At 69.9% G+C, this 25,448-nt stretch carries 29 protein-coding genes; 16 read left to right on the forward strand and 13 right to left on the reverse strand.

Translation table 11 applies throughout. From position 1 onward, the window contains the following. Positions 1-133: 133 nt before the first annotated feature. The 5 genes from HZZ10_RS09780 to xseA all read right to left on the reverse strand — a co-directional run bounded on the left by HZZ10_RS09780 (position 134) and on the right by xseA (position 5,123). Positions 134-1,555: a class II fumarate hydratase gene (locus HZZ10_RS09780; RefSeq protein ID WP_179913363.1), complete on the reverse strand. Its 1,422-nt coding sequence runs from the start codon at positions 1,553-1,555 to the stop codon at positions 134-136. A gap of 294 nt (positions 1,556-1,849) precedes the next feature. Then, positions 1,850-2,500 carry a carbonic anhydrase gene (locus HZZ10_RS09785; protein WP_179913364.1) on the reverse strand — a complete coding sequence of 217 codons (651 nt, stop codon included), beginning with the start codon at positions 2,498-2,500 and terminating at the stop codon, positions 1,850-1,852. 101 nt (positions 2,501-2,601) lie between these two features. Beyond that, entirely contained in the window at positions 2,602-3,552 is a 951-nt protein-coding gene (locus tag HZZ10_RS09790) for a carbohydrate kinase family protein (RefSeq protein ID WP_179913365.1), read from the reverse strand. Between the two features lie 9 nt (positions 3,553-3,561). Beyond that, on the reverse strand, positions 3,562-3,822 hold the full coding sequence (locus HZZ10_RS09795) for an exodeoxyribonuclease VII small subunit (RefSeq protein WP_056129356.1): 261 nt from the start codon (positions 3,820-3,822) through the stop codon (positions 3,562-3,564). 20 nt (positions 3,823-3,842) lie between these two features. Next, a complete protein-coding gene (gene xseA / locus HZZ10_RS09800) occupies positions 3,843-5,123 on the reverse strand; it encodes an exodeoxyribonuclease VII large subunit (RefSeq protein WP_179913366.1) in 1,281 nt (426 codons plus the stop codon). Positions 5,124-5,191: 68 nt separating this feature from the next. Here xseA and HZZ10_RS09805 point away from each other — a divergent pair, with 68 nt between their 5' ends. From HZZ10_RS09805 to HZZ10_RS09830, 6 genes are all read left to right on the forward strand, one after another. After that, a complete protein-coding gene (locus HZZ10_RS09805; protein WP_179913367.1) occupies positions 5,192-5,527 on the forward strand; it encodes a DUF6507 family protein in 336 nt (111 codons plus the stop codon). Next, on the forward strand, positions 5,524-7,284 hold the full coding sequence (locus HZZ10_RS09810; protein WP_179913368.1) for an alpha/beta hydrolase: 1,761 nt from the start codon (positions 5,524-5,526) through the stop codon (positions 7,282-7,284). Before HZZ10_RS09805 ends, HZZ10_RS09810 begins: the two co-directional genes overlap by 4 nt. A gap of 110 nt (positions 7,285-7,394) precedes the next feature. Then, on the forward strand, positions 7,395-7,952 hold the full coding sequence (locus HZZ10_RS09815) for an LppA family lipoprotein (RefSeq protein ID WP_179913369.1): 558 nt from the start codon (positions 7,395-7,397) through the stop codon (positions 7,950-7,952). A gap of 63 nt (positions 7,953-8,015) precedes the next feature. Next, positions 8,016-8,699: an LppA family lipoprotein gene (locus HZZ10_RS09820; protein ID WP_228087367.1), complete on the forward strand. Its 684-nt coding sequence runs from the start codon at positions 8,016-8,018 to the stop codon at positions 8,697-8,699. Between the two features lie 107 nt (positions 8,700-8,806). Continuing rightward, a complete protein-coding gene (locus tag HZZ10_RS09825) occupies positions 8,807-9,361 on the forward strand; it encodes an LppA family lipoprotein (protein ID WP_179913371.1) in 555 nt (184 codons plus the stop codon). 184 nt (positions 9,362-9,545) lie between these two features. Next, complete coding sequence (locus tag HZZ10_RS09830) at positions 9,546-10,535, forward strand: 4-hydroxy-3-methylbut-2-enyl diphosphate reductase (RefSeq protein WP_056130737.1); 990 nt, start codon at positions 9,546-9,548, stop codon at positions 10,533-10,535. Here the strand turns inward: HZZ10_RS09830 and HZZ10_RS09835 are convergent. Next, a complete protein-coding gene (locus HZZ10_RS09835; protein WP_179913372.1) occupies positions 10,522-11,829 on the reverse strand; it encodes a DNA recombination protein RmuC in 1,308 nt (435 codons plus the stop codon). The two genes, HZZ10_RS09830 and HZZ10_RS09835, sit on opposite strands and share 14 nt — an antisense overlap. A gap of 190 nt (positions 11,830-12,019) precedes the next feature. Between HZZ10_RS09835 and HZZ10_RS09840 the strand changes: the two genes are divergently transcribed. After that, positions 12,020-13,768, forward strand: coding sequence for a hypothetical protein (locus tag HZZ10_RS09840; protein ID WP_179913373.1), 1,749 nt, complete (start codon positions 12,020-12,022; stop codon positions 13,766-13,768). 16 nt (positions 13,769-13,784) lie between these two features. On the opposite strand, the gene HZZ10_RS09845 is transcribed toward HZZ10_RS09840, so the two are convergent. Beyond that, the gene (locus HZZ10_RS09845) at positions 13,785-15,338 is read right to left on the reverse strand and encodes an MFS transporter (RefSeq protein ID WP_179913374.1); all 1,554 of its coding nucleotides are present in this window, start codon (positions 15,336-15,338) and stop codon (positions 13,785-13,787) included. A 238-nt stretch (positions 15,339-15,576) separates the two neighbouring features. Here HZZ10_RS09845 and ychF point away from each other — a divergent pair, with 238 nt between their 5' ends. The 4 genes from ychF to HZZ10_RS09865 are packed head-to-tail and all read left to right on the forward strand — an operon-like array spanning position 15,577 to position 18,253. Next, a complete protein-coding gene (ychF, locus tag HZZ10_RS09850) occupies positions 15,577-16,662 on the forward strand; it encodes a redox-regulated ATPase YchF (RefSeq protein WP_056129384.1) in 1,086 nt (361 codons plus the stop codon). Between the two features lie 33 nt (positions 16,663-16,695). Next, complete coding sequence (locus HZZ10_RS09855) at positions 16,696-16,977, forward strand: type II toxin-antitoxin system RelE/ParE family toxin (protein ID WP_179913375.1); 282 nt, start codon at positions 16,696-16,698, stop codon at positions 16,975-16,977. After that, a complete protein-coding gene (locus HZZ10_RS09860) occupies positions 16,952-17,272 on the forward strand; it encodes a HigA family addiction module antitoxin (protein WP_056129388.1) in 321 nt (106 codons plus the stop codon). The genes HZZ10_RS09855 and HZZ10_RS09860 overlap by 26 nt, the downstream gene beginning before the upstream one ends. 60 nt (positions 17,273-17,332) lie before the next feature. Continuing rightward, the gene (locus tag HZZ10_RS09865; protein WP_179913376.1) at positions 17,333-18,253 is read left to right on the forward strand and encodes a hypothetical protein; all 921 of its coding nucleotides are present in this window, start codon (positions 17,333-17,335) and stop codon (positions 18,251-18,253) included. A 9-nt stretch (positions 18,254-18,262) separates the two neighbouring features. On the opposite strand, the gene HZZ10_RS09870 is transcribed toward HZZ10_RS09865, so the two are convergent. The 4 genes from HZZ10_RS09870 to HZZ10_RS09885 all read right to left on the reverse strand — a co-directional run bounded on the left by HZZ10_RS09870 (position 18,263) and on the right by HZZ10_RS09885 (position 20,969). Then, positions 18,263-18,793: a hypothetical protein gene (locus HZZ10_RS09870; RefSeq protein WP_179913377.1), complete on the reverse strand. Its 531-nt coding sequence runs from the start codon at positions 18,791-18,793 to the stop codon at positions 18,263-18,265. 131 nt (positions 18,794-18,924) lie between these two features. Then, on the reverse strand, positions 18,925-19,692 hold the full coding sequence (locus HZZ10_RS09875; RefSeq protein ID WP_179913378.1) for an SCO1664 family protein: 768 nt from the start codon (positions 19,690-19,692) through the stop codon (positions 18,925-18,927). Then, on the reverse strand, positions 19,692-20,252 hold the full coding sequence (locus HZZ10_RS09880) for a DUF3090 domain-containing protein (RefSeq protein ID WP_056129407.1): 561 nt from the start codon (positions 20,250-20,252) through the stop codon (positions 19,692-19,694). Before HZZ10_RS09880 ends, HZZ10_RS09875 begins: the two co-directional genes overlap by 1 nt. A 9-nt stretch (positions 20,253-20,261) precedes the next feature. Next, positions 20,262-20,969 carry a histidine phosphatase family protein gene (locus HZZ10_RS09885; RefSeq protein ID WP_179913379.1) on the reverse strand — a complete coding sequence of 236 codons (708 nt, stop codon included), beginning with the start codon at positions 20,967-20,969 and terminating at the stop codon, positions 20,262-20,264. Positions 20,970-20,984: 15 nt separating this feature from the next. Between HZZ10_RS09885 and HZZ10_RS09890 the strand changes: the two genes are divergently transcribed. The 5 genes from HZZ10_RS09890 to HZZ10_RS09910 all read left to right on the forward strand — a co-directional run bounded on the left by HZZ10_RS09890 (position 20,985) and on the right by HZZ10_RS09910 (position 23,833). After that, positions 20,985-21,146, forward strand: coding sequence for a hypothetical protein (locus HZZ10_RS09890; protein WP_218928632.1), 162 nt, complete (start codon positions 20,985-20,987; stop codon positions 21,144-21,146). Continuing rightward, positions 21,143-21,562: a PIN domain-containing protein gene (locus tag HZZ10_RS09895; RefSeq protein ID WP_179913380.1), complete on the forward strand. Its 420-nt coding sequence runs from the start codon at positions 21,143-21,145 to the stop codon at positions 21,560-21,562. The genes HZZ10_RS09890 and HZZ10_RS09895 overlap by 4 nt, the downstream gene beginning before the upstream one ends. 117 nt (positions 21,563-21,679) lie before the next feature. Beyond that, the gene (locus HZZ10_RS09900; RefSeq protein ID WP_056129418.1) at positions 21,680-21,958 is read left to right on the forward strand and encodes a type II toxin-antitoxin system Phd/YefM family antitoxin; all 279 of its coding nucleotides are present in this window, start codon (positions 21,680-21,682) and stop codon (positions 21,956-21,958) included. Between the two features lie 3 nt (positions 21,959-21,961). Then, entirely contained in the window at positions 21,962-22,363 is a 402-nt protein-coding gene (locus tag HZZ10_RS09905) for a type II toxin-antitoxin system VapC family toxin (RefSeq protein WP_056129423.1), read from the forward strand. 333 nt (positions 22,364-22,696) lie between these two features. Continuing rightward, a complete protein-coding gene (locus tag HZZ10_RS09910) occupies positions 22,697-23,833 on the forward strand; it encodes a D-glucuronyl C5-epimerase family protein (RefSeq protein WP_056129426.1) in 1,137 nt (378 codons plus the stop codon). A 72-nt stretch (positions 23,834-23,905) separates the two neighbouring features. Here the strand turns inward: HZZ10_RS09910 and HZZ10_RS09915 are convergent, their stop codons facing one another. Further along, positions 23,906-24,688, reverse strand: a complete 783-nt coding sequence (locus HZZ10_RS09915; RefSeq protein ID WP_228087352.1) for an ABC transporter ATP-binding protein — start codon at positions 24,686-24,688, stop codon at positions 23,906-23,908. After that, positions 24,678-25,424, reverse strand: a complete 747-nt coding sequence (locus HZZ10_RS09920; protein WP_179913381.1) for an ABC transporter ATP-binding protein — start codon at positions 25,422-25,424, stop codon at positions 24,678-24,680. Before HZZ10_RS09920 ends, HZZ10_RS09915 begins: the two co-directional genes overlap by 11 nt. Positions 25,425-25,448: the final 24 nt, after the last annotated feature.

Consider the following 25,448-nt stretch of genomic DNA (forward strand, 5'->3'; position numbering starts at 1 on the left):
CGGTCAGCTCCTTCGGACGGTCCTGCTCCAGGGTAGGCGAGGGCGGGGTCCTCGGTGCGCGGAGCGCAGACGACGCAGCGCCGAGACCCGGGAGGGACTCGGCGCTGCGAGGCCAGCTGTGCAGCCGTGGGAGTCAGGCCTGCGGCGGGCGCGTCATGGCGAGCACGTCGAGGGCCGAGTCGAGCTGGGCCTCGGTGACCTCTCCACGCTCGACAAAACCGAGGTCGATCACGGCCTCGCGCACCGTCAGACCGTTCTTCACGGAGTGCTTGGCCACCTTCGCAGCAGCCTCGTAGCCGATCACCCGGTTGAGCGGTGTGACGATCGACGGTGACGACTCGGCGAGAGCACGGGCCCGCTCGACGTTCGCGGTGATGCCGTCGACGGTCTTGTCGGCGAGCAGCACTGAGGCGTTCGACAGCAGGCGGATCGACTCGAGCACACCGAGCGCGATCACGGGGATCTGCACGTTGAGCTCGAAGGAGCCGCTCGCACCGGCCCAGGCGACGGTCGCGTCGTTGCCGATCACGCGGGCGGCGACCATGAGCACGGCCTCCGGGATGACCGGGTTGACCTTGCCGGGCATGATCGACGACCCGGGCTGGAGGTCGGGGATCGCGATCTCGCCGAGGCCTGTGTTGGGACCCGAGCCCATCCAGCGCAGGTCGTTGCAGATCTTCGTGATGCTCACGGCGATGCTGCGCAGCGCGCCCGAGAGCTCGACGAGGCCGTCGCGGCCCGACTGCGCCTCGAAGTGGTCGCGTGCCTCGGTGAGCGGGAGGCCGGTGTCTTCGACGAGGAGCGCGATGACGCGCTGCGGGAACCCGGCCGGGGTGTTGATCCCGGTGCCGACGGCGGTCCCGCCGAGGGGGACCTCGGCGGCGCGGGGGAGCGCGGACTCGAGACGCTCGATGCCGTAGCGGACGGCGGCGGCGTACCCGCCGAACTCCTGGCCGAGCGTGACTGGCGTCGCGTCCATGAGGTGCGTGCGGCCGGACTTCACGACGGTCGCGAACTCGGTGGCCTTGGCCTCGAGCGACGTCGCGAGGTGGTCGAGGGCGGGGATCAGGGTGCGGACGACGCCGGCCGTCGCGGCGACGTGGACCGAGGTCGGGAACACGTCGTTGGACGACTGCGACGCGTTGACGTGGTCGTTCGGGTGCACCTCGCGGCCCAGGGCACGAGTCGCGAGCTCGGCGATGACCTCGTTGGTGTTCATGTTCGACGACGTGCCAGAGCCCGTCTGGAAGACGTCGAGGGGGAAGTGCTCGTCGTACCCGCCCTGGGCGACGGCCTCGGCGGCGTCGACGATGGCCTGGGCGAGGTCCGCCTCGAGGACGCCGAGCTCGGCGTTGGCCTGCGCGGCGGCCTTCTTGACGCGGGCGAGGGCCTCGATGTGGCTGCGTTCGAGGGGGGTCCCGGAGATCGGGAAGTTCTCGACGGCACGCTGGGTCTGCGCACGGTAGAGGGCGGCCGCGGGGACGCGGACCTCGCCCATCGTGTCGTGCTCGATGCGGAACTCGCCGGTGACGTCGGTGTCAGGTGCAGTAGTCATAGGACCATCGTGCCGCACGCGCCCTGGTCAGCACGAGCCGGGCCCGCCGCGGTCCCCGCGAGGTCGCACCTTCGTCCCCCGGGTCGCACCCTCGCCCCCCAGGTCGCCCTTCGTCGCGCGAGGTCGCACCGTCGCTCCCCAGGTCGCACCCTCGTCTCCCAGGTCGCACCTCGTTGCGCGAGGTCGTACGGACACGCCGGAATCAACCTCTGGAGAGTTGATGCTGGCGTGTCCGTACGACCTCGGGGGTGGGGGTGCGACCTCGGATGGGAAGGTACGGCCTTGCGGTCCGTGTCAGACGTCGAACTCGGCGTCGCCGATGTCGCCGATGGCCTCGATGAGGCGGGCGTGCCCGTCGGCGAGGTCGTACTCGACACCGACGATCGCGCAGCGACCCTCTTCGACGGCCTTGGCCAGGCCTGCGGAGTAGGAGTGCAGCATCGACACCGTGTGGCGCACGTGCTCGCGCCGCAGCACGTCGGCCGACACAGTCTCGAAGCCACCGCCGTTCGCGGAGGTGATGCCGACGATCGACGGGATGACGCGGTCGACGACAGCCCTGACGAAGCCCGTCGGCTGCTCGCCCGTCGCGAGGGCATGGGCGGCGGCGGCGACCGCGCCACAGCTGTCGTGCCCGAGGACGACCACGAGGCGGGTGTCGAGGACGTCGACGCCGTACTCGATCGACCCGATCACCGTGGTGTCGACGACGTGCCCGGCGGTGCGGACCACGAAGACGTCACCGAGGCCCTGGTCGAAGATGATCTCGGCCGCGACCCGCGAGTCTGAGCAGCCGAAGACCACGGCGAAGGGGTGCTGGGCGACCTTGAGCTGCTCACGCCTGTCGAACCCCTGCGAGGGGTGCTCCATCTTGTCCTCGATGAACCGCGTGTTGCCTGCGCGGAGCTCGGCCCAGGCGGCCGCGGGGGTGTCGTGGTGAGGCATGAAGATCCTTCTCTCGTCCGTCGGTGCGCGGAGCAGGGCGGAGGCGCACCGTCTTGATGATGCGCCTCCGCCCGGCCGTGGCGCTCGTCCGTCTCGTCAGATCAGACGGTCGGCGTCAGCTCGCGGAGCCTGGGCGGGTTGGCACCGGCACGGGACACGGTGATCGCGGCGACCTTGACGCACTGCTCGAGGACCGCTGTCAGGGTTGCCTCGTCGATCGCGGCGAGCTGTGCGCGGTGCGCAGCACCGAGCAGTCCGGCCGACCACAACCCGTGCAGGAGCGCCCCCATGAAGGAGTCGCCTGCGCCGACGGTGTCGGCGACCTCGACGCGCGGCGCAGCCACCTCGAGCCTGTGGTCCGCGGTCACCGCGACGGCGCCGTCACCGCCGTAGGTCACCACGACGACGGCCGGCCCGCTGCGCTGCCAGCGCGTCGCGACGACGTCGAGGTCCGCGCCGGGGTAGAGCCAGTGCAGGTCTTCGTCGCTCACCTTGACGACGTCGGCGCTGGCCACGAGGGACTCGACGACGGGGCGGACGTCTCCTGGCTGCCCCATGAGCGTGGGACGGATGTTCGGGTCGTAGGTGACCGTCGCCCGCGGACGTGCTGCGGCGAGCACCCGACGGACCCCTGCCGCACCGGGCTCGAGGACCGCGGCGATCGAGCCCGTGTGCACCACGACGGTCTCGTCAGGGATCACGACGTCGGCGGGCAGAGCCCAGGTGAGGTCGAAGTCATACGTTGCACCACCGTCGGCACCGAGGTGGGCTGTGGCGATCGACGTGGACGCTGCACCGTCGCTGCCGGGCGCCAGCTCCACGTGAGAGCCCGAGAGCCAGCCGCGGATCCTGTCGCCGTAGCTGTCCGTCCCGATCCACGCGAGAAGCTGGGCGCGGCGGTCGAGCCGTCCGAGGGTCAGCGCGACGTTCGCCGGGCTGCCGCCCGGGTGCTCGTCGACGGTCCCGTCGGCGCGGTGCACCACGTCGATGAGCGCCTCGCCCACCACGAGGGCGAGCGGCTCGGCGGACTGCTGGGGGCTGGGCGGGGTCATCGAGGGTCCTTACTCGTCGTCGAGATCGGTCGTGCTGCCACCCGCATCGGTACGGGCGGCATCGAGCTTCTTGCGGGCTCCGTCGAGCCACTCCTGGCAGCGTGCTGCGAGGGCCTCGCCGCGCTCCCAGAGAGCGAGCGAGGCCTCGAGCGGCTCGCCGCCGGCCTCGAGGCGGGCGACGACCTGGACGAGCTCGTCGCGCGCCTGCTCGTAGCTGAGCGCAGACAGGTCGTCTGCGGCGCCGTGGGAGGTGGTGCTGTCAGCAGTCATGAGAGAAGTACACCAAATCTCTAGCGGGTGGTGGCGGTGATCTCGCCGGAGGCGAGGCGGATGCGCAGGGCGTCGCCTGTCGCGACGTCGTCGGGGGAGCGGACCACCCCGCCGTCGGGTCCTTGGACGACCGCGTAGCCGCGGTCGAGTGTTGCGGCGGGGGACAGTGCCCGGACCTGGGCCGCGAGGCGGTCGACGGTCGACGACGCGCTGCTCAGCAGCCTGTCGAGGCCTGAGCGCCCAGCACGGACAGCGGCCTCGACGTCGCGCTCACGGGTCTCGATCATCGTGTGCGGGGAGGCCAGCACGGGGCGTGACCGGGTCGCGTCGAGCCCGGCCTGCTCTTGGCGGACACGGTGGGTGACCGCCGAGCGCATCCGGCTCAGCGCCTGGGTGAGGCGTGCGCGTTCTTCGCTGACGTCCGGCACGATCCGCTTGGCGGCATCGGTCGGTGTGGAGGCGCGGTAGTCGGCGACGAGGTCGAGCAGCGGGGCGTCGGTCTCGTGGCCGATCGCGCTGACGAGCGGCGTCCGGCAGGCGGAGGCCGCCCGGACGAGCGCCTCATTGCTGAAGGGCAAGAGGTCTTCGACGGCGCCGCCGCCACGGGCCACGACGATCACCTCGACGTCGGGGTTCGCGTCGAGCTCGGCGATGGCGGCGCTCACCTGCGGGACCGCGGAGACCCCCTGGACGGCGACCTCACGGATCTCGAACCGAACCTGCGGCCAGCGGGCGCGGGCGTTGACGACCACGTCGTGCTCGGCCTTGGACTCACGCCCGCACACCAGCCCGACGACGCGCGGCAGGAACGGCAGCGGCTTCTTGCGGCCGAGGTCGAAGAGCCCCTCGGCGGCGAGCACCCGCTTGAGGTGCTCGATGCGGGCGAGCAGCTCGCCGACGCCGACAGGCTTGAGCTGGTCGGCCTGCAGCTGGAAGGACCCGCGCTTGGTCCAGAACGTGGGCTTGGCGCGGACCACGACGTGCGCGCCCTCGTCGATCGGCGCGGTGACGGCATCGAGGACCTTAGCGTACACGGAGACGGGCAGGGACATGTCGGCGTCGGTGTCGCGGAGCGTCAAGAACGCCATGCCCGCGCCCGGCCTCCGGTTGAGCTGTACGACCTGCCCCTCGACCCACAGCGGAGCCATCCGGTCGATGTAGTCGCTGATCTTGGCCGAGAGCAGCCTGACGGGCCACGGGTTCTCGGCGGTGGTGTCGGCCGCCTTCGCCGCGAGCGGCTGACGCGCAGCAGTGGCGTCGGTCGAGGCGGTCTCGGGTGCGGTGCTGTCGGGATGTGCCACCTGTCTAGAGTGCCCTATGCCGCCGACACCGGGTACAAGCCTGTGACCAGGCTGTGTACTCTCGACGCATGCCTGTGGGGGGATGGGCGATCAGCCCAGCATCAGTTCTTGACGTCACGTCCGAGACCAGGCGGGCCGCGCAGCGGCTCGCCGACTCGGGGAACGACACCATCGCTGCTGTCGTGCGCGGAGGAGGGGGCAGCGCCATCGTGCAAGCTGCGCTCGACGACTTCGCCGCCCGGGCAGCGCCGTTGGCTCACTGGTCGTCTGCCAGAGCCCAGGCCGTCGCTGACGGCACCGAGAGCGCGCTCCGGGCGTACGACCAGGCCCAGGTCGAGATGGCTGACGGCTCAGACCGCTCTCAGGTGGGGAGCGATCGCTTCGCACCGAGGATCGCCTGGTGAGGCGCCTCGTCACTGCGCCTTCGGGGGCGCGCGTGGACACAGAGGCGGTCTTCGACGCGGCCCGCGCTGTCGGGAACCAAGCCGAGGCCCACGCGGGCGCGGGTGCTGAGGCGACGACGTCGTGGTTCCGCGTGGCCGACGGCTACTCGGCGCCCGAGACCCAGCAGCTGCTCGGATCCATGGAGCCGGTGCGGACGGCGTCGGAGAGCTTCTCGACCGCTGCCCAGGCAGTCGCCCGGGCCTTGACGACCTTCGCGATCGAGGCCGAGGCGGCGGAGGCCAGGAGGGCTCGGGCCGCCACCTCGATCGCCTCGTTCCGCACCGTCGCGAAGGGCGACGACTCGTGGCAGCAGGACCCTGTGATGGTTACGCAGAACAGCGTGCTCACGAGCGAGGTGGCAGCAGCGGAACAGGAGCTCTGCGAGGCGGAGGAGGCGTGCGCTCGGGCTATCGCGTCGATCCCCGTTGACGCGCCGGCCTTCGACACGAGTACTGCAACCGTGCCCTGGAGTGTGCCTGCGGGCACAGGAGGATGGGGATACCCCGACGAGGTCTTCGACGTCGTCCTGAACCCCTTCTTCTTCTGGGGCATGAAGCCCGAGGAAGTCACAGCATGGTGGAACACCGTGCCTGCAGAGTCGCAGGCGATCTTCATCGCATCGTTCCCGGCTCTGATCGGCAACCGGGACGGGATCCCGGCGAAGGTTCGGGACGAGGCAAACCGTTCTCAGCTCGCTGAGCTTCGAACGGCGCTTATGTCGGACAAGGCGCGCATAGAAGGTGCCTTGGAGGGTGTTTCTGAGTTCATTCTCATCGAAAAAGGGATCTGGTCGTTCGACAGTCGTAAGATTTTGGTCAAGAATCCTGACTGGGACAGGCTCGTTCTCGAGGGAGACCGCGTCCGCTCTAAGATCCTGGCGCTCGACGCCCTTGAGGAGGTCATCGATCGCCCTGGGCCGGTCCGGCTTCTGCTCCATGCTGACTTCCAAGGCCCCTCGGCCAAAGCTGCTGTGGCGGTAGGTGACCCAGATGTGGCAGATCATGTGGGCGTGCTCGTTGGTGGGACAGGCACAACCGTGGCCGGTGGCATAAGGAACTTCGACCGTGACGCCGAGAAGCTGCTCGCAAAGTCTCGCGAGCAAGTCATGAGTCCGGACGAGGGGGTATCGATCGTCGCCTGGCTCTCATACGATGCTCCGGGAGAGCTCACCGACGCCACTAGTCGTAGTTACGCAAGTGTCGGAGCGCCTCTGCTGGCTCGGTTTACGCGTGGACTTGACGCAACGAACATCTACTCCGGGGGAGGCGGCGAGGGGCCGCATGTCACAGTGATGGCTCATTCATACGGCGCCGTGGTCGGTGGTGACGGGGCTGCGATCAAGGGCTCGATGATCGACGATCTCGTGGTTTACGGTGCGCCAGGGATCGGAGACGGCGGCGCCGACGGCGTTGGCAAGTATTCTATGCTTGCGCCGGACGACCCGATCATCCTCTACCAAGGAACACTGGCGCACGGGCGTGAGCTCGGAGACGTGCCCCATGATCGATGGGTCGCGACTCCTCCCATGCCTCCTCTGACAGGCTATGTCGATCCGGCGCCGCTTGGATGGAAACAGCTCCCTGTAGTGGATCCTCTGGGGCCGAAGGACGGGTGGAGTGCCGGGAGCTCGGGGCACTCCCAGTATCTGCTCGATCAGTCGCTCAGTCAGTTTAACCTTGCAAATATCTTGACCGGTAACGCAGGGAAGGTGAGTTGATGGGAGGTAGGTTCCGTTCGAGAAATGGCACCGTCGCTCGAGTCGCTGCATTGTCGGCACTGCTCGCTGTGGGGTGTGGGGTGATCGCTGGTTGCGACGGAGACGGGGGCATGGTGCCGACTGAGAACTACACCGACGAGGCGATCACTCTTGCCGCGATCGACGAGCTGATGGCTCTGCCTAGCGTGGAGCTCGTCGAACCGACTTATGACGATCTTGCCCGGGCGATCCGGCAGGCGCTCGACGATGAGTTCGGGTCGAGCGACTGGGACGTCGAGGGAGGTCTGGCGACAGGGCCAGTGTGCAGCGGTCGCTTCCAGAGGCTGGAGGGTCGGTCGGTGTCGATCATGAGCCGCACCCTTGACCGCCCGCTCGAAGGCGATGACTGGACGCGCGCTGTCGACGTCGTCACGGGAGTCGTCGGTCCTGAAGGCTTCACCCACGAAGTTGTCGTGGCAGACCAGCCAGGTTCGCACCAGACGGAGATCTTCGGCGCTCGGGACAGTGTCGTCCGCATGTACTCCAACACGTCGTTCGGAGTCACAGTCGAGTCGGGGTGCTATCTCAGAGAGTCAGACCGATCCGCGATCGAGCAGTTCGGCGTCCCGGACCCGGAGCACTGGCGCCTCCTCTACCCTGACTCCACCGCCATCCCCACGGAGAGCTGAGCGCTGCTCGGCTTCTTTCCCAGACGTTCGGCCGACCGGAGTGGGGCGACAGTGAGTGAGGCGATGGAGGCGAGGGTGGCCCGGTCACAGCTTCCAGCCAGCTCTGCGTCACTACGGTCGAGGCTCCGGTGGACTGCTGCGCTGACGGGTCTCGGCCTCCTGGTCAGCTGTCAGGTCAGTCCGGGCGACCCACCGGTCCAGCCAGAGGTCGATGAGGCATCGTCCCTCCGTGCCCTCGAAGACCTGATGGAGCTCCCCAGCGCCGAGGACATGGAGGCTCGGTACGAGGCGCTCTCCAGCTCGGTGCGAGATGCACTCGATGATGAGCTCGGGTCTCTCGAATGGGAGGTCGAGCCCCGCGTGAGGCCGAGCGGGGCGTGTGCCGATGTGCCAGCGCACCTCGGCGGCGTCGTAGCCCAGGTGACGAGTCGCGCCCCGTCTCCGGTGATCGACGACGAGACGTGGACCAGGGTGGTCGCCGTCGTAGCAGCCGCCGTCGGCGCCTCCGGGTTCGAGGACATCGGCGTGGTGGCAGAGCAGGCCGGCTCTCGACAACACCTCTTCGCGGACGGGGATGCGCAGATCGTCATCTACGCGAACTCTGCCCTTGCGGTCGACGTCAGCTCAGGGTGCGTCCTCCGCGAAGACGACCGTGCTGCGACCGAGCGATACGGAGTCCCTGATCCGGCCTACTGGAACCTGCTCTACCCTGACTCGACGGTCGTCCCCGCCGAGAGAGTGAGCTGACGTTGACCGTGTCTCGACCAGGAGCTTCCAGAGCGCGGAAGGTCGGTGTCATCTCGGTGTTCGCTCTTGTAGGTGGCTTGTTGACCGGCTGCGTCGACGACAGCACGATGTCCACGGAGCAGGAGACCGACGAGGCAACCATTCTCGCGGACATCGACGAGCTGATGGCGCAGCCGAGCGCCGAGGACGCTCGGTCTGGATTCGAGGGACTCAGCCTCGAGCTTCGTGATGCACTCGACGAGAGATTCGGGTCGACAGGCTGGGTGGTGGAGAGCCGCTTCAGCAGGGGGACCGTCTGCGGTGGGACCTACGACGTGCTCGATGGTCGGTCGGTCTACGTGACAGCGTTCGCCGAGGACCAAGCTATCGACCACGAGGACTGGGCGGAGGCGGTCGACGTCATCTCCGCCGTGGCAGCCGACCACGGGTTCGACGACCCGCTGATGCTCGCAGAGGGGCCAGGCCTCCACCAGCTCGAGATCTTCGGCGACCGGGATAGTGTCATCCGGTTCGGCTCGGAGGTATCACTCGGTGTGACTGTCGAATCTGGCTGCTACCTCACGGACGACACGCGCGCCGCGATCGAAGAGTTCGGCGTCCCCGACCCGGACCACTGGCGACTTCTCTACCCCGACTCCACAGCCATCCCCAGCGAGCCCTGAGCCGCGCCCCGTTTCATTCCCAGATGTGAGGGTGTCGTGCCCCACCCCCTGGAAGCGGCCGCAGGGCTGGGGTGCGCAGGGCCTGTCGCCTAGACTCGACGACGTGACAACTCTTCCTCTCGCGACTGCTCGCACGTCCGCCGACGCCAGCGCCGACGGCACCGCCCAGGCGCCCGGACGCGTCCTGCTCGCCGCCCCGCGCGGGTACTGCGCCGGCGTGGACCGCGCTGTCATCGCCGTCGAGAAGGCCCTCGCGCTGCACGGTGCGCCGATCTACGTGCGCAAGGAGATCGTCCACAATAAGTTCGTCGTCGAGACGCTCAGCGACCGCGGTGCGATCTTCGTGGACGAGACCGACGAGGTGCCCGAGGGTGCCCGCGTCGTGTTCTCCGCGCACGGCGTCTCGCCCGCGGTCGTCGCTGCCGCCGAGGCTCGCTCGTTGCAGACGATCGACGCGACGTGCCCCCTCGTGACGAAGGTCCACAAGGAGGCTGTCCGCTTCGCCTCTGACGACTACGATATCTTGCTGATCGGCCACGACGGCCACGAAGAGGTCGAGGGCACGGCTGGTGAGGCCCCCGAGCACATCCAGATCGTCAACTCGCCCGACGAGGTCGACAAGGTCACCGTCCGCGACCCTGACAAGGTCATCTGGATCTCGCAGACCACGCTCTCGGTCGACGAGACGATGGAGACCGTGCGTCGTCTGCGCGAGCGCTTCCCGACCCTGCAGGACCCGCCCAGCGACGACATCTGCTACGCGACGCAGAACCGCCAGGTCGCCGTGAAGAAGCTGGCCCCCGAGTGCGACCTCGTGATCGTCGTCGGCTCGACCAACTCCTCCAACTCCGTGCGCCTCGTCGAGGTCGCGCTCAACGCCGGTGCCCGCGCGTCGTACCTCGTGGACTACGCCAAGGAGATCGACGAGTCCTGGCTCGACGGTGTCCGCACCGTCGGTGTGAGCTCGGGTGCCTCGGTCCCCGAGATCCTCGTCGACGAGGTGCTCGCCTACCTCGCCGAGCGCGGCTACGGCCAGGTCGAAGAGGTGCGCACCGCCACCGAAGACCTCATGTTCTCGCTGCCTCGCGAGCTCCGCGCCGACCTGAAGAAGGCCGGCGAGGAGACTCACCCGAAGCGCGGCAACCGCCGCTCGCTGACGGTCAACCCCGTCTGAGGTCGTCCAGGTCGACGAGCGACTCGTCGGCCGAGGCCAGCAGCTCGGGTGCGCTCACGACCCCGAGGTGCGGGCTGACCGGGGGAGGGGTCTCCAGGTCGGTGTCGACCACGTCGAGCTCCGCGAACCTTCGGGCACTGACGAGGACCCGCGTCTCGAGCGAGGCGACGGTCTTGTTGTAGGCGTCGGCCGCACCCTGGATCTGCCGGCCCAGCCGGGTGAGGTGGCTGCCCATCGTCGCGAGGCGACCGTGCAGCTCTTTGCCCACCTCGAGGACCTTCTGCGCGTTCTCCGCGAGGGCCTCTTGACGCCACGCGTAGGAGACCGTGCGCAGCAGGGCCATGAGCGTCATGGGCGTCACGATGACGACGTTGCGCCCGAAGGCGTACTCGAGCAACGCCGGGTCTTCTTCGACGGCTGCCGCGAGGAACGGCTCGGCGGGGATGAACATCACCACGAACTCCGGCGACGGCGCGAACTGGTCCCAGTACCGCTTCGACCCCAGGTCGTCGATGTGCTTGCGCACGTGCCGGGCGTGGGCTGCCAACCGCTCCGCCCGGTACGTCGGGTCGGTCGCCTGCTGTGCGTCGAGGTACCCGAGGAAGGCGACCTTCGAGTCGACCACGATGTTCTTGCCGCCGGCGAGGTGCACGACCATGTCGGGGCGCAGCGCCCCGTCGTCGGTCGAGACGTGGCTCTGCTCGACGAAGTCCACCCTGTTGAGCATCCCTGCCACCTCGACCACCCGGCGCAGCTGCATCTCGCCCCAGGCACCTCGGATGTCGGAGGTGCGCAGGGCAGAGACGAGAGACCCGGTCTGGGTGCGCAGCAGCTCTGACGCCTCACGCATCCCGCGGACCTGCTCGGCGAGCGCCGACGTGCTCGCGATCCGCGCCTCTTCGGCGACCTGCATCTGCTGGCGGACGTCGCTCAAGGAGCGGGTCAGCGGTGCGACGAGCTGCTGCACAGCCTCGGTGCGCGACGCGAGGTCGGCCTGCCCGGCCACCTGGGTCGCCCGGAGCCGCTGCTCCGCGAGGCCGAGGAACTGCTCGTTGTTCGAGGCCAGGGCATCGGCCGCGAGAGCACGGAACTGGTCGGAGAGCCGGTCCTGGTCGTGCTGCATCGCGAGGAGGCGTTCACCGGCCCCACGTCGCTCTGCCGCGAGCTCCGCCTCGGCACGCGCGACCGCGACCTCGCTCTGGCGGACGCGGGCACCGGACCGCACCACGGCGAGCACATAGCCGAGGACCGCACCGAGCAGGGTGGTGAGCGCGCACCAGAAGAAGGTCGTCATGGGCACAGCCTGCCCGCAGCCTCCGACACGGGAGCCAGGGGCCGGCAGAGACAGCACCAGCGAGAGACTGGTGCGCGCTGAGCCGGTCGGCACATCTCCGGGGCGGCATGGTGCCCTGCCAGGTCGGCGGGCACCGTCCCGTCGGCCCCCTCGCCGCGCCGCTGTCGGCGTCCGCGTCTACCGTGGGGCGATGACGGCGGGACAGCTGCGGGACCGGACGGCGGGTGGCCTCGGGCCGGGCGCCGAACCCGCGGACGGTCACGTCCCGGCTGTGCCCCCAGCCTTCGACCCGGGAGCACGACCGCCCTCACGGCCCGTCGCCAGGCATGTCGTCGCGCTCAAGGTCAGGCTGCTCGTCAACGCGCTCACGCGCAGCGTCTGGCAGATGATCGCGCTGGTCCTGTCCTTCGTCTACGGCCTCGCCGTGGTCGGTCTGCTGCTCGTCGCGCTGGCTGTCCTCGCGCGACGTGATCCCGCCCTCGCCGCGTCCTGGGTCGTGGTCGCAGGTGCAGCGCTCGTCGCGGCCTGGTGGGTGGTCCCGCTCGTGGCCTTCGGGGTCGACTCCACGCTCTCGGCCGAGCGACTGCGGCTCTTCGGGCTCCGGCGTCGCGACCTCGTCCTCGGGCTGGGTGCGGCGGGTCTTGTCGGAGCGCCAGGCGTCCTCACCGTCCTCCTGGTCGCAGGTTCGACTGTCGTCTGGCGGGCGGACCCGGCGGCGCTCGTCGCCGCGCTCCCGGCTGCTGTGCTGGCCGTGGCGACGTGCGTCGTCGGGTCCCGTACGTGGACGACCCTGCTGGCGCCGGCCCGCTCGGCGCGCAGGTTCCGGGACTCCGGGGTCTTCGTCCTGCTCGTCCTGGCTGCTGTCGCGGTCCCTGCAGCCGGATGGCTCGTCCCGCGCTCGACCGGGACGGTCCAGGTCGAGAGGCTTGCCGAGCTCGCCGGGTGGACACCCCTCGGAGCCGCGTGGGCAGTCCCCGCGGCTGTCGCGACCGATGACCTCGCCGGTGCTGCGGCACGGGCGGGCATCGCTGTCGCCGTCCTCGCGGTCCTCGTCGGCCTGTGGCTCCGCGGCCTCGCCAGAGCAGCAGTCGGACCTGCGCCGTCGACAGCCCGCCACCCTGGGGCGCACGGCTCGACGGCACGCCGAGGCGGAGGGCTGCTCGGAGGACGAGGCATGCTCGGCCGGCCTGTCGAGCGGCTGCTCGACCGCGTCCTGGGAGTGCAGGCCGCGGCCGTCGCCGCCAGGTGTCTCACCTACTGGCGGCGAGACCCGCGCTATCTCGGGGCCCTCGCCGTCGTGCCGTTCTTGCCGCTCGTGCTCGCCCTGCTCGACCGCGGCGACGGCGGACTTGTCCTGGTCGCCTGCCCGCTGGCGGCCTTCCTCGTCGGATGGACCATCTCGGCCGACGTGGCCTACGACCACTCAGCCTTCTGGGCGCACCTCGGTGCCGGGCTGCCCGGCCGCGCCGACAGGCTGGGGCGCGTCGTCGCGGCGACGCTCGTCGGTCTCCCGGTGACCGCGGCCGTGGTGCTCGGGGTCGTGGCGAGCACCGGCCGGTGGCAGGACCTCGCCGCGGTCGCGGGGATCTCCGTGGGCATCCTGCTCACAGCCCTCGGGATCTCGAGCGTCGTGTCGGCGCGGTTCGTCTACCCGGTGCCTCGTCCTGGGGACGGGCCGTTCTCCTCGCCCCAGGGGTCGGCGGTGGCCGACCTCGCCACGCAGGCCGGTGGCTGGGCCGTCCTGGCGCTGCTCGCGCTGCCGGAGGTCGCCGTCGGGGTCGTGGCCGTCGTCTCGAGCAGCCCAGGGCTCGGCTGGCTCGCCCTCGGGCTCGGTGTGGGTCTGGGAGGGTTCTGGTGGGTCGCCGGTGTGCGGATCGGCGCGGCGGTCTACGACCACCGCGCCCCCGAGCTGCTTCAGCAGGTGGTCGCGAGCCGATGACGCGAGCGGTCCGCGCTCAGCCTGCCGCGCCCGCCTTCGTCGTCGTCGCGTCCGCCATCGCCGGAGCGTTCGCCGTCGCACGAGGTGCGACCACCGCTGCCACGACGGCGACCAGCCCCGCGAGAACGAAGGCCCCGAGGTACCCGAACCCGCCGACGCTCGGGACCAGCCACGCGATGGCGATCCCGGCGAGGGCCAGCAAGAACGCGCTGCTCAGGGCGTCCGCGACCTGCAACGACGACGTGTTCGACCCCTGCTCGTGGGTGGGGGAGAGGTCGAAGACGAGGATCGCGAGCGTCGGGAACACCATGCCGAGCCCGAGGCCGCCGGCAGCCCACGCGACGTAGGTGAGCTCGGCCGGGACCGACGGGATCACGAGCAGCGCCACCCCCGCGATCGCGACGACGACGAGCCAGGTGCCCAGCCTCAAGAACGCGGCCGAGGACCACGTGAGCCTGCTGCGCATGAGCGAGCCGAGGGCCCACGTCACGGCGCCGGCTGTGAGGACGATACCCGATCGGGCCGGGCTGAAGCCCCGCTCCTGCTGGAGGATCAGCGGCAAGAACACCTCGGCGGCGTAGAAGGAGGACGCGACCAGCCCGCGGAGCGCGATGACCGTCGGCAGCCCGCGCCCCGCACGCAGCGTGCCCCGGGGCAGCAGTCGTGGGGCGACCGCGAGGACCACGACGGCGCCGACCGCGATCATCGTGTAGCCCGGGGCGCTGTGGTTCTCGGTCCCGAGCGACATCAGCGCGACGCCTGCGCTCGCCGCGGCAGCCCACCAGAGCGCCCCCCGGCGTGAGGCCGGGCCTGTCGCGGGCGGAGCAGCAGGGTCGTCGCCCGCGGTCGTGGCGGTCCTGGCGCTGTCCCGGACTGCGGAGACCAGCATGAGGACGGCCGGGACGGCGAGGATCGCGACCGAGAGGAACACCCACCGCCACCCGAGGTGCGACACGACGATCCCGGCGAGGAGCGGCCCGACGAGGGACGGCACCACCCAGGCGGTGGAGAAGGCCGCGAGCACCTTGGCCCGCGCCGCCCCCGAGTACTGGCGCGCGACGATCATGTAGAGCGCGACGATGTACGCCCCCGACCCGAGCCCCTGGAGCGCGCGTCCTACGAGCAGGACACCCATCGACGGGGCGAGCCCGGCGAGGAGCAGACCGAGGACGAAGACGCCCACCCCGCCGAGCAGCGACGGGCCGACGGTCCCGCGGTCGGTCGAGCGTCCCGCGAGCACCATGCCCATGACAGACGTCGCGATGGTCAGCGCGAAGGCCGGCGCGTACAGGGCCAGACCGTCGAGGGATGCGGCGATCACGGGCATGGCTGTCGAGACCGCGAGCGACTCGAAGGCTCCGAGCGAGACCAGGGCGATCATCCCGACGAACATCGGCGAGGTGGCGACACGGCGACGGTCCGGTCCGCTGCCAGGAGCGGTCTGCTCGCCGGACTGCGAGGCTCCTCGTCCCGCGGTGTGCGGTCCGGTCGCGCCTGATGTGGTGGTGCCCGTGCTTGCGGCGGTGCCCTCGGCTGTCGTCGAACCGGGGGCGGGTGGTGCGGTCGTCATGGGGTCCTCGTGGTCGTGCGTCCGCGCGGCTGTGGGCCGTGGACGGTGCTGCTGGCCGACGGTCGGTGGTGAGAGGCGTCGGCGGGGGAGCGAGTGCGCTCAGACCACTATCGCCGACGGCGGTGGGCGATCCGAGACGTGCGTACCAGGTCGGGCGAAGATCACATCGGGTCTGTCTGGGGCGCCTCCGGGGCCGTCCGGGGCATCGAGGGCCGCCAGCCCCGTAGACTCTTCTCCCGTGGCCCTCACTATCGGGATCGCCGGACTCCCCAACGTCGGCAAGTCGACCCTCTTCAACGCTCTCACCCGTGCGCAGGTGCTCGCGGCGAACTACCCGTTCGCCACGATCGAGCCCAACGTCGGCGTGGTGCCGTTGCCGGACGCCCGCCTGGGGAAGCTCGCCGAGGTCTTCGGCTCCGAGCGCATCCTCCCCGCGACGGTGTCCTTCGTCGACATCGCCGGGATCGTCCGCGGTGCGAGCGAGGGTGAGGGCCTGGGCAACAAGTTCCTCGCCAACATCCGCGAGGCCGAGGCGATCTGCCAGGTGACCCGCGCCTTCGCCGACCCCGACGTCGTGCACGTCGACGGCAAGGTCTCGCCCAAGGACGACATCGAGACGATCAACACCGAGCTGATCCTCGCCGACCTCCAGACTCTCGAGAAGACGATCCCGCGCCTCGAGAAGGAGGTCAAGATCAAGAAGGGCGACGCCGCCCTGCTGACCGCGGCCCAGGACGCGCAGAAGGTCCTCGAGGAGGGCACCACCCTGTTCTCCGGGGCCGCCAAGGCCAAGCTCGACCTCGAGCAGCTCGCCGGTCTGCAGCTCATGACGGCCAAGCCCTTCATCTACGTCTTCAACACCGACGACGCAGGCCTCGCCGACCAGGCGTTCCAGGACGAGCTCCGTGCGCTCGTCGCGCCCGCCCAGGCGATCTTCCTCGACGCGAAGTTCGAGTCCGAGCTCGTCGAGCTCGAGCCCGACGAGGCCGCTGAGATGCTCGCCGACTCCGGCCAGGCCGAGCCCGGCCTCGACCAGCTGGCCCGTGTCGGCTTCGAGACCCTCGGTCTGCAGACCTACCTCACGGCAGGTCCGAAGGAAGCCCGCGCCTGGACCATCCACAAGGGCTGGACGGCCCCGCAGGCCGCTGGTGTGATCCACACCGACTTCGAGCGCGGCTTCATCAAGGCCGAGGTCATCTCCTTCGACGACCTGATCGAGGCCGGTTCCGTGGCCGCTGCGCGCTCGGCGGGCAAGGCCCGCATCGAGGGCAAGGACTACGTCATGCAGGACGGCGACGTCGTGGAGTTCCGCTTTAACGTCTAGCGTCAATGACGGTGCCCGTCATGCGCTGGTCCCGTGATCAGATCGTTCGGCAGCAAGGACGCCGAGCGCCTCTGGAATGAGCAGTACGCCAAGCGCGTAGACCGGGCGGTTCAGCGGGTGACGTTGCGGAAGCTTGAGCTGATCCACGCGGCGAAGGATGTCGACGATCTTCGGGTCCCGCCAGGGAACCGCTTGGAGCGTCTGGTCGGCGACCGCCGCGGACAGCACAGCATCCGTGTGAAGGCGCAGTGGCGTCTCTGCTTCGTCTGGAGAGATGGAGGTGCGGAAGATGTCGAGCTCGTCGACTACCACTGAGACCGACCTGATCGACCCGATCCACCCTGGAGAGATCCTCATGGAGGACTTCATCAACGGGTTCGGGATCACGCAGAACAAGCTCGCGGTCGCTATCGGCGTGCCGCCGCGTCGGATCAACGAGATCGTGCACGGCAAGCGGGGTATCACGGCGGATACCGCGATCCGTCTAGCGCGCTACTTCGGGACCTCCGAGGAGCTCTGGATGAATCTGCAGTCGAGCTATGAGCTGCGGCTCGAACGACGGGCGCTGCGTGACAAGGTCGCAGCGATCACGCCGTTGGCGGTCGCCTGAGCGGCCCTGAGTGCTACCGCCTACCGCGGCAGCGGTGGACGCCGTGCCTAGACTCGTGTCGTGCGCACCCGAGTCTCGACCTCCGTGGCCCTGTCCGCCGCAGCCGTCCTCGCCCTGACGGCGTGCGCCGGCTCGCCGGATCCCAGCCCGACGACCACGTCCTCACCGACGTCGACCGCCGTCGCCGACCCGACGAACCTGGGCGAGCTCGAGCGGGCCGTGATCGACGAGGGCCTCGTCGACAGCGCGTCCTTCCAGGTGGACACGGGCCAGGGCTCGACGCTGACCATCCAGCTCTTCTGGGACGACGTGCCGAGCGCTGCGGATCAGCTGGCGGCCTTCACGGAGGTCGACAGGCGGATCGACGAGCTCCCCGACAGGCGACCGGAGGCGACGCAGATCGTCCTGAGCACGACTCGGCCAGATGGCGGGTTCTCCGGCATCCAGACCGGCTACGACCCCGGCACCGAGGTGCTCACCGGCATGCTCGAGGCTGTCGACGGGACCGTCTGCCACTCGGCGAACCTCGCGCGCCGGGACACCGGTGACGGCTCGGGGGAGCGGGCGATCCTCGACCTGCGGTGTGCCGTGGAGGCCACGGACGCTGTGGGGCTGGCTGGCAGCTACGACGAGGTCACCGGCATCGGGACCGGCATCGCGGGGGTCGACGCCACCACCTGGGAGGTGTCGATCCAGCGCCGGTCCACCTCCGAGGCGCTGCTCAGGCTCGACGCGGGACCGGTCGACGGTCGCCAGCAGGTCCTGGTCGACGCCATGACCACAGCGGTCGGGGCCGGTGCGGCCAGGCTCACCGTGATCGACTCCGGGACGAGCGTCGTGGTCGCGGGCTTCGCCGACGCCGGGCAGAGCGGGCTCTGCACCACGCTGGTCGACCAGATGACCGCAGCAGGCGTCGAGCGTGCCTCCGCCAGGTTGCAGCTGCGGGACGCCCAGGACTGGGCCTGCAACCTGAATCCCTGAGCCGCCGACTCAGCCCTCGCGGGGCGAGGTGAGCCCGGCGGGGACTGCGGGCGGTTCGCCGGGCCACTCCCCGAGCCTGTCGACGGTCTCCGGCACGCCGTTGTCGACGGCGTAGTCGGCCACGGGGATCGACACCCTGGAGAACCCCTGGGGGGAGACATCACCGGTCCGCGCCTCGCTCGAGACCCACCCGGACTGCTTCGCAGCCTCGCCTAGGTCGATCCCGTCGCCGACGATGCCCTGGTAGCCGATCTCGACTGTCGTGCTCGGCATGGTCCTGTCCTCGACCGACCAGGCTGCTTCGACGAGGTAGGTGACGAGGGCCTCGGGGTCGTCGAGCTGGTACCCGGGGTCGAGGGCCACGTCGACGGTGAACCCGCTGTTGCCCTTGATGTTGCGGTCTGAGCCGTCGACACGGGAGAACGTCAGGCCTTCGATGCCGTCGAGGGTCTGGGTGAGCTCAGCCAGCGTCTGGCCTTCGCCCGACGTCTCGTCCTGCGGCGTCGTGTCCGTCGTCGCACAGGCAGAGAGCCAGAGCACGGTGGCGACGGCAAGGGTAGTGAGCGATGACCGGGACGGGCGACGACTGGGGGAGCGAGTCATCTGACCAGCGTATCGAGGGCGCCGGGAGAGCACGCGACCTCTGCGTCGAGCGGTCGACGGCAGCTCCGTCAGAACAGCGGCCAGGGGACCGCAGGCATCTCACCGGAGGGGCCCGGGAACAGCCCCGTGGAGCGAACCTCAGAGCAGCGAGCCGCGAGCGAGGCGATCTCGTCGGCGCTGAGCAGCTCGGCCAGCTCTGCACCCAGGTCGCCGTCCAGACCTGCGAGGACCCGCTCGACGCCGTCGAGCTCGTCAGCGGTCAGCGTGTCGTCGACCCATCCCCACAGGACCGTGCGCAGCTTGTGCTCGCTGTGGAAGGTGAGCCCGTGGTCGACGCCGTACCTGTGGCCGTCGGTCATCGCCAGGACGTGGTTGCCCTTGCGGTCGGCATTGTTGACGAGCAGGTCGAGCACGGCCATGCGCCGCAGCGCTGGGGTGTCTTCGTGGACGAGGGTGACGAGCCGGCCGTCCGCGCCCTCTCCCTGGAGGACCTGTTTCCAGCCCTCCGCGGGCACCTCGTCGCTCGGGACGAGGTCGACGGCGCTGTGCTCGGGGTCGGGCTCCTTCCAGAGCTGGACCATCCCCTCGCCGAAGGGACCGTCGCGCAACCAGGTCTGGGGGACGACACCCCAGCCGAGGGTCTCCGAGACCCTGTAGGCGGCCACCTCGCGCTGAGCCAGGGTGCCGTCGGGGAAGTCCCACAGCGGGCTCTCCCCGGCGACAGGTTTGTAGACGACGACCACGTCGCCGACGGAACCTAAGAACGTCGCGTTGGAGGCCGTCCTGATGCGGCCGGTGACCGTGAGCTCGCCGGTCACCAGGTCTTCTGCAGGCATCAGACCTCGGGGAGGGTGCAGGTGTGCCCGTCGGGGTCGACCGGGTACCCGCAGAGCGGGCACGCCGGGCGCCCCGCGCCCACGACCTCGCGGGTGCGCTTGGCGAAGGCGCGCGCGGTCCCGACGGGGATGCGCACGAGCAGCATCTCGGAGTCGACGTCGTCGGGGTCGGACACCGGGGCCACGTCGTCGATGTCGTCTGCGTCGTCCTCGGCGAGGGGGTAGGCCTCGATGACCACCTGCGCGGTGGTCGGGTCCCAGCCCAGGCTCATGGTGCCGGCGCGGAAGTCCTCCTCGACGGTGTCGAGAGGGTCGTTGTCGACGAGCTCGGGGGGTGTGCCTGTCGGGACGCTGAAGGGGTTGCCCTCGACCGTGAGGAGCTGGTCGAGGATCTCGTCGATCTTCTCCGCGAGCAGGGCTGACTGCTGCTTCTCGAGGGCGATGCTCACCGTCCGGGTCCCGGAACGGACCTGGAGGTAGAACGTGCGCTCCCCGGGACGACCGATGGTGCCGACGACGATCCGGTCAGGCCAGTCGAAGTCGTGGACGCGTGTAGGCATGCAAGTACTCTAAACGCCGGTGCCGGACGGTGCCGTGTGCCCGGCGCCGCCACCCACCGGTGCATCTCCCGACGCGCGGCCCTGCGACAACCACGAGAGGTCGCCGGCATCGGTGTTGGTCGCGTGGACCGTCGGCCTGCTCGCGCCGTAGCGGACGATCGACACCGAGGCGGGACCGACGTCGATGCGCTGGAACAGGTCGAGGTGCGTGCCGAGGGCGTCCGCGAGGATGGACTTGATGATGTCGCCGTGGCTCACGGCCGCCCACACGGCCCCAGGGCCGTGCTCGGCCTCGACGGCCGCGTCGTGGCGGCGTATCGCTGCGACAGCCCGGGCCTGCATCCCGGCCATCGACTCCCCACCGGGGAAGACGACCGCTGAGGGCTGCGCCTGCACGGTCGGCCAGAGTGCCTCGGTCGCGAGCTCGGCCAGCGTCCGGCCCTGCCACTGCCCGTAGTCGCACTCGGTGAGATCAGCCTCGACCGTGAGACCGGGCGAGCCGGTCTGTCGGTCGAGGATGTGCTGCGCGGTCTGCTGGCAGCGTTCGAGGGGGCTCGTCACCACCTGGACCAGGGGGACGGCTGCGAGCCGGTCCCCGGTGAGAGCCGCCTGATCGCGGCCGATCTGGTCGAGGGCGACGCCGACGGCCCTGCCGGCCAGCACCCCGGACGCGTTCGCTGTGGTGCGGCCGTGCCGCACGAGGAGGACTGTCGCCATCTGGCCAGCCTAACCATGCCGACAGCTCTCGCCGTCCCCGGTGTCGATCTTGCTCTGCGGCGACTCATCGCCTCCAAGCAGAAGGGGGCCATGGTCGACGGCATCGCCGGGCTGGCCGATCTCGAGTCGGGTCTCGGTGCCCCCGTGGTGCCTCCCGCCGAAGCTCGACGGTTGTGACCGACTACCTCGTCGCCAGCGGTGACCGAGGGATCACCGATCGCCTGCGCCGCATCGAGAAGGCTCCGGCGGACCTGTTCGTCACGTGTGCCCCGCAGGTTCTCGAGCACTGTCACAGCGCGCGCACCCCGGTCTCGCACCGTGCGTTCCGTGACCAGCTCTCTCTGGGGTTCCCGCTCGAGCGTGCTCCGGACGAGTCGCTGGTCCTCGAGATCCAGAGCGCGCTCTGGGATGCGGGCCTGGTCTGGGCCGCTGGTGCGATCGACATCGTGATCGCGGGCTATGCCATGGTCAACGACGCGACGGTGCTGGCAGCGGATTACGACTTCGAGCACATCGCGCGGGTCGTGGACCTCCAGCACGAGTACGTGCCCCCAGATCCTCTGAGTTGGCGGCATCACCTCCTCCCCGGGTGAGCCGATCCCGGACGAGGTCGTGCGCGGCGACGGTGCCACGGCGCTCCGCTGCGATGTGCAGCATGTCGGTCGACACTCCGTCGGATGAATGTCAGACATGAGTAGTACAATCGGCTCATGCAGACCGTGACCAAGCGCGAGCTCAACCAGCACACGGCGGCCGTCCTCGACCGGGTCACCTCGACCGAGGACGTCGTGGTGACCGAGCGGGGGACGCCACGGTGGCGTCTCAGCCCCGTCGGGGAGCAGGACACGCCTCTCGTCCGGCTAGAGCGTGAGGGGCGGTACACCCCGCCCGCCGTCTCGCCCGTCCCCTGGCCCGAGAGCCCAGGTGGCCCGGCGTACACGGACGCCCAGGTCGATGTCATGCTCGACGAGATGCGCGGGGACCACTGACCCGTGGCATCGCGCATCGTCTACCTCGACTCTTCGGTGGCTCTCCGGACCATCCTGGACGTCCCCGAGCGGTCGAGCCTCCAGGAGTGGATGCAGGCTCCCGGGACGACCTACGTCTCCTCACGCCTCCTCCGGACCGAGGTGGTGCGGGTCTTGCGGCGCGATGGCCGCCCGCTCTCCGACGCGGCGCCGCTGCTCGACCGTGTCGGCATGCTCGACATCACCCGAGAGACACATTCCGTCGCCGAGTCGATCGAACGGCACATCAAGACTCTTGACGCTCTGCACCTGGCGACCGCGCTCCTCGTCGGCGAGCCGGTGACGATCGCGACCCACGACTCGACGATGAAGACCGTCGCTGTGCACCTGGGGCTGTCGGTCACCGATCCTGTGAGCTCTGCATGAGGGCTCCTCGAACACTCTCGTGATCCGAGAGCGCTGGATGACCTGACCAGCAGCGCGGGACCTGGCCAGTGCGCCGCGAGGACGCTGCTCGACCACCACCGACTCGCCGAGCCTGGTGCCGTGATGCCCGTGGCCCTCCACCTGCAGGGGGAGGTGCGGCCGCCCGCGAGACGTCCCCGTAGGCCCACGGGTGGATGGCCTCGGCGTTCCTCCTTGCTAGCGTCGCGGGCATACACCCAGGTCAGGGCACCGCGCCCGCCTGCTCGCGAGGATGCGCACAGGGGCGACTCCTGCCGCTCGACTCCTCGGGTGTGCACAAGCCGGGGGGCACCAGTGAACCGTCGTCGACGACCCGTCCGACCATCGACCGAGCGACACCGCAGACCGGCGAGCGATCTCGCGCAGGCGCCAGCGAGCCGGGCGGCCCGTGCCGTCAGGCTCGGCAGCGCGGCCGTCGTGCTCGGGCTCGTGGTCACGTCCCTGACCTCGTGCGCCGCCGAGCCCGCGGTACCCGTGGAGGTCTCGTGCCTGGACGGCCCTGGTCTCGCACCGGCCGCCGGTGCTGCGGGGACCGTGGCCGGCTTCGGGGTGAGCGGCCTGCGACCGGGCCCTGTCACCCGCGACTACTACGCGGTCACCGAGCGGACCCTCGTCGACCTCGACGACCCCGTCGTCGACGCGGACGGGGCCCTGGTGAGCGAGGCGACCCACGGCCGAGGCCCTGACTACCACCCGGTCGCACTCGCGCAGTACGGGCTGGCCACCCTCGGCTCCTACGAGCTCACCCGCGATCCCGAGTACCTGCGTCGTGCGCTCGCGACCGCGACCCGTCTCCTCGAGGGTGCGACGGTGTCGGAGGACGGCGCGCTGTGGTTCGCCTACCCCTTCGAGTACTCGATGCACGGGGACGAGGCGATGACTCTCGAGGCACCCTGGTACTCCGGGATGGCCCAGGGCCAGGGACTCTCCCTCTTCACCCGGCTGGCAGCGCAGACCGGAGACCCGGTGTGGGTGGGGGCGGCCGAGCAGACCTTCCGCACCTTCGGCGTCGAGCGCCCGTCCGACGACGACTCAGCCCCGTGGTTCGCTCACGTCGACGAGGCCGGGTGCCTGTGGTTCGAGGAGTACGTCGGGTCGGTCGAACCCGTCCAGGTGGTCAACGGGCACATCTACGCGACCTTCGGTCTCTACGACTACGCGCGCCTCACGTCGGACGAGGCAGCGGTCGAGCTCTTCGACGGTGCGGCCACGACGGTGCTCCAGGCCTTCGGTGCCTACCGCGCTCCCGGCGACGTCTCGTACTACTGCGCGGGTCAGTACTGCAAGGACCAGGAGTGGCAGCCCGGGAGCTATCACCGGGGGGTCGTGCGCCAGGTGGAGACGCTCGCCCTCATCACCTCCGACGCCGCGTTCCTCGACCGTGCCACGGTCTTGCGCACGGACTACTCCGAGTCGGGCTCGACCGACTGACGGTGCGCGGGCCTCGAGACGACGAGGGGGACCGTGCCGGTGGCACGGTCCCCCTCGTCGATCACCCCAGCCCTACACAGCGCTCTTGTTCTCCCCGGGCCGTCCGCCCAGGTACAGGTCGGACAGCTGCGGGTCGGCGAGCAGCTCGCGCGCGGGCCCGGTGATGTGCACCCGGCCGAGGTCGAGCACGCAGCCGATGTCGGCGGTCTCGAGCGCCCGGCGGGCGTTCTGCTCGACGAGCAGCACCGCCACGCCGGCGTCGCGCATGCGCACGATCTGCTCGAACACCTTGGTGGTCGTCTTCGGGTCGAGGCCCATCGACGGCTCGTCGAGCAGGACCACCTTCGGGCTGACCATGAGCGACCGGGCGAACTCGACCTGCTTCTGCTGGCCGCCCGAGAGCAGACCGGCCAGCTGCTTCCACCGCTCGCCGACGATCGGGAAGAGGTTCTGCACGAACTCGACCCGTTCCTTGATCTGCGCGCTGTCGCGCATCGTGTACGCGCCGAGCAGCACGTTCTCGGCGACCGTCATCTCGCGGAAGACGCTGTGCCCCTGGAGCACGTGGGCCAGGCCCGAGGTCAACATCTCCTGCGGTCCCTGGCCGGTGACGTCGGTGCCGTCGACCACGATCCGGCCCGAGGCGGGCTTGAGCAGCCCGCTCGCGACCTTGAGCACGGTGGACTTGCCGGCGCCGTTGGGCCCGACGAGGCACACGACGGTCGAGGCCGGCACGCGGATGGTGAGCCCGCGCAGCACCATGGCTGCCCTGCCGTACCCGGCCTGGATCTCGTCGAGGACGAGCAGGTCGCCGCCCGGGCTCGAGGGTGTCTGGGGTGTGAGGTCAGACGCCAAGGTAGGCCTCCAGGACTCGGGGGTCGGACTGGACGATGTCGGGGGTGCCCTCGGCGATCGGCCTGCCGCGGTCGAAGACGACGACGTGGTGGGACAGGCTCATCACGAGGTCCATGTTGTGCTCGACGATGAGGAAGGTCGTGCCCTCGGCGTTGAGCTCTTTGACGAGCGACCCGATCCGGCCGATGAGCGACGGGTTCACGCCGCCCGCGGGCTCGTCGAGCATGATCGTGTCGGGGTCGCCCATGAGCACCCCGGCGAGCTCGAGGAGCTTCTGCTGCCCGTAGGACAGGTCTCGGGCCTCGCTGTCCTCGAGGTGGTCGATGCCCACGCGCACGAGGAGCTCGCGCGCCTTGGCGACCTCTTCTTCCGTGCGGGCGGGGGCGAGCAGCTCGCGGATGCGTGTGCGACGGACTGCCACCAGAACGTTGTCGAGCACGGTCATGCGGGGGAAGATCCGGCACAGCTGGAAGCTGCGCCCGATCCCCGCGTGCGCGATGACGTGCGGCGAGCGCCCGGTGATCTGGCGCCCCCGGAACGTGACCGTCCCCGAGTCGGGCTTGATCATCCCGGTGACGCAGTTGAAGAACGTCGTCTTCCCCGAGCCGTTGGGCCCGATGAGCGCGTTGATCTTCCCGTCGTGGAAGGTGACGTCGGCGCCGTCGACCGCGCGCACGCCGCCGAACACCTTGGTGAGGCCTCGGGTGCTGAGGTTGGTCCCTGTCGTCTCGCTCATCGCTCCTCCTCGGGGGCAGGGGTG

The organism is Sanguibacter inulinus (genome assembly GCF_013415325.1).
In the GTDB taxonomy this organism is placed as follows: Bacteria; Actinomycetota; Actinomycetes; order Actinomycetales; family Cellulomonadaceae; genus Sanguibacter; species Sanguibacter inulinus.

Bases quoted from the DNA above. Each gene is read 5' to 3' on its own strand.
- HZZ10_RS09805 (WP_179913367.1), top strand. From the start codon at position 5,192: ATGCCTGTGGGGGGATGGGCGATCAGCCCAGCATCAGTTCTTGACGTC.
- HZZ10_RS09795 (WP_056129356.1), bottom strand. From the start codon at position 3,822: ATGACTGCTGACAGCACCACCTCCCACGGCGCCGCAGACGACCTGTCT.
- HZZ10_RS09825 (WP_179913371.1), top strand. From the start codon at position 8,807: ATGTCCACGGAGCAGGAGACCGACGAGGCAACCATTCTCGCGGACATC.
- HZZ10_RS09790 (WP_179913365.1), bottom strand. From the start codon at position 3,552: ATGACCCCGCCCAGCCCCCAGCAGTCCGCCGAGCCGCTCGCCCTCGTG.
- HZZ10_RS09900 (WP_056129418.1), top strand. From the start codon at position 21,680: ATGCAGACCGTGACCAAGCGCGAGCTCAACCAGCACACGGCGGCCGTC.
- HZZ10_RS09820 (WP_228087367.1), top strand. From the start codon at position 8,016: ATGGAGGCGAGGGTGGCCCGGTCACAGCTTCCAGCCAGCTCTGCGTCA.
- HZZ10_RS09875 (WP_179913378.1), bottom strand. From the start codon at position 19,692: ATGCCTGCAGAAGACCTGGTGACCGGCGAGCTCACGGTCACCGGCCGC.
- HZZ10_RS09860 (WP_056129388.1), top strand. From the start codon at position 16,952: ATGTCGAGCTCGTCGACTACCACTGAGACCGACCTGATCGACCCGATC.
- HZZ10_RS09785 (WP_179913364.1), bottom strand. From the start codon at position 2,500: ATGCCTCACCACGACACCCCCGCGGCCGCCTGGGCCGAGCTCCGCGCA.
- HZZ10_RS09890 (WP_218928632.1), top strand. From the start codon at position 20,985: ATGCCGACAGCTCTCGCCGTCCCCGGTGTCGATCTTGCTCTGCGGCGA.
- HZZ10_RS09780 (WP_179913363.1), bottom strand. From the start codon at position 1,555: ATGACTACTGCACCTGACACCGACGTCACCGGCGAGTTCCGCATCGAG.
- HZZ10_RS09885 (WP_179913379.1), bottom strand. From the start codon at position 20,969: ATGGCGACAGTCCTCCTCGTGCGGCACGGCCGCACCACAGCGAACGCG.
- HZZ10_RS09815 (WP_179913369.1), top strand. From the start codon at position 7,395: ATGGTGCCGACTGAGAACTACACCGACGAGGCGATCACTCTTGCCGCG.
- HZZ10_RS09840 (WP_179913373.1), top strand. From the start codon at position 12,020: ATGACGGCGGGACAGCTGCGGGACCGGACGGCGGGTGGCCTCGGGCCG.
- HZZ10_RS09880 (WP_056129407.1), bottom strand. From the start codon at position 20,252: ATGCCTACACGCGTCCACGACTTCGACTGGCCTGACCGGATCGTCGTC.
- HZZ10_RS09845 (WP_179913374.1), bottom strand. From the start codon at position 15,338: ATGACGACCGCACCACCCGCCCCCGGTTCGACGACAGCCGAGGGCACC.
- HZZ10_RS09920 (WP_179913381.1), bottom strand. From the start codon at position 25,424: ATGAGCGAGACGACAGGGACCAACCTCAGCACCCGAGGCCTCACCAAG.
- HZZ10_RS09835 (WP_179913372.1), bottom strand. From the start codon at position 11,829: ATGACGACCTTCTTCTGGTGCGCGCTCACCACCCTGCTCGGTGCGGTC.